Origin of the sequence: Halorubrum sp. AD140 (assembly GCF_034497445.1) — an archaeon.
Taxonomy (GTDB): domain Archaea; phylum Halobacteriota; class Halobacteria; order Halobacteriales; family Haloferacaceae; genus Halorubrum.
Genome location: NZ_JAXRUU010000201.1, coordinates 1 through 1,384 on the forward strand (window position 1 = coordinate 1; position 1,384 = coordinate 1,384).

The 1,384-nt window shown below is 46.9% G+C and carries 2 pseudogenes; both read left to right on the forward strand.

Annotation, left to right across the window (positions count from 1 at the left end):
* Positions 1–845: 845 nt before the first annotated feature.
* Positions 846–920 (forward strand): annotated as a pseudogene (locus tag U4E84_RS17425) (IS6 family transposase); the annotation flags it as partial.
* Between the two features lie 206 nt (positions 921–1,126).
* A pseudogene (locus U4E84_RS17430) lies at positions 1,127–1,384 on the forward strand (DUF4268 domain-containing protein); the annotation flags it as partial.

Below are 1,384 nucleotides of genomic sequence, written 5' to 3' on the forward strand. Positions count from 1 at the left end.
TGAACTCAGCAATTCAAATGGGAACATTGCGTTCGGGTGACGCGAACGCGTCACCCTTGCCCGCTACGCTTTCAGAGCGACAGCTCTACCCGACCAACAATCTGCTTCGGAAGAGCGCTCAGCTTTTTGTCCACTCGTGTTCGAGCCCGTGTTCGATTCTGCTCGATCCTTCCGTTCACGAACCTCATCAGGGGATGTCGATATAGGATAATTCCCCCAATCCATCGCAATAAGCCGACCTATGCCTCTTTCTCGTTTAATTGGCGACTTACTCTGCGGGAGGGCCAACCAACGAACAATTTCATCTGGTGGACTGATTTTGTGGTTGATGAAGCGAGTATCCGGGTTTAGCACAGCATCCATTGTTGACAAACAAGTAACTCACTTGTTATATTCTTTGTCATTAGAACCCTCTGAAAACAATTCACTCTAATATTCAGCGGTGTTCACAGTTACAGAAGCGGCCGCAAACAGAGTTGTCGCAGTCCGCATTTCTCGCTGGGCAGTAAGCCCGTCCATGGGTGATAATCAGGATATGCGACGGCACATTATCTCGTGCGGTACCTCCCTCTCCTCCCTCACCCCCGGTGAGGAAATCGTGGGCATGACTGTGCGAGTAGTTTCCGAGTATCAGACCGGACCGTTTGCTCACGCGCTCAATGTACGTGTCAATCATATACTATATGGGGAATATCTACGTGAGGAGTATGAACACAATCCACTGATTCAACCAGGTGGCTCGGGACGGGTCAGCCAAAGCTTCGATCTGATTGGTGAGATCGAAGAAGGGGCATCTTCAAATTAAGCCAGTTTGAGAAGTTAGCAGTTCGTTAGTTTTGATGTCTGTGCTCAATCAATAACCTCTCACTGAGACGCTTGAGACGGCGAATATTGAATGTTGGGAGCGTGAGCGGACGGCGGGATGCTATAATTCTCAGAGTGCTATTTTACTCAGTTCGGTAAGAGCCCTCTGAGCTGTGTGAATACAAGCAGAAACGTGAGCAAAATAAATAGTGGGGAACTAGATTTAGCGTGAGTGGTGAGCAGCGATATTTAATTTTTGACCCAATCTTCTGTATGCTCGCGGGGCAAAAAGAATATTAATTCGAATGTAGTCTATTCAATTGTGATACAGTTTGCATCGCTTGAGACCCAAAATGTCAGCGAGTATTGGGAACACGAGGCTCGTGATTTCACCCCCTGGTTAGCTAATCAGATCCGCTCTAACGAGGTCTCACGGTTAGAAGATACACTTGGTTTGGATTTGTCAGTTATACAAATAGAAAAATCCGTTGGCAGATATAGGATGGATATCCTTGCGGAAGTCGTTGATGATAATAGAACCGTTGTGATTGAGAATCAGTTGGAACCATCTGATCATGGT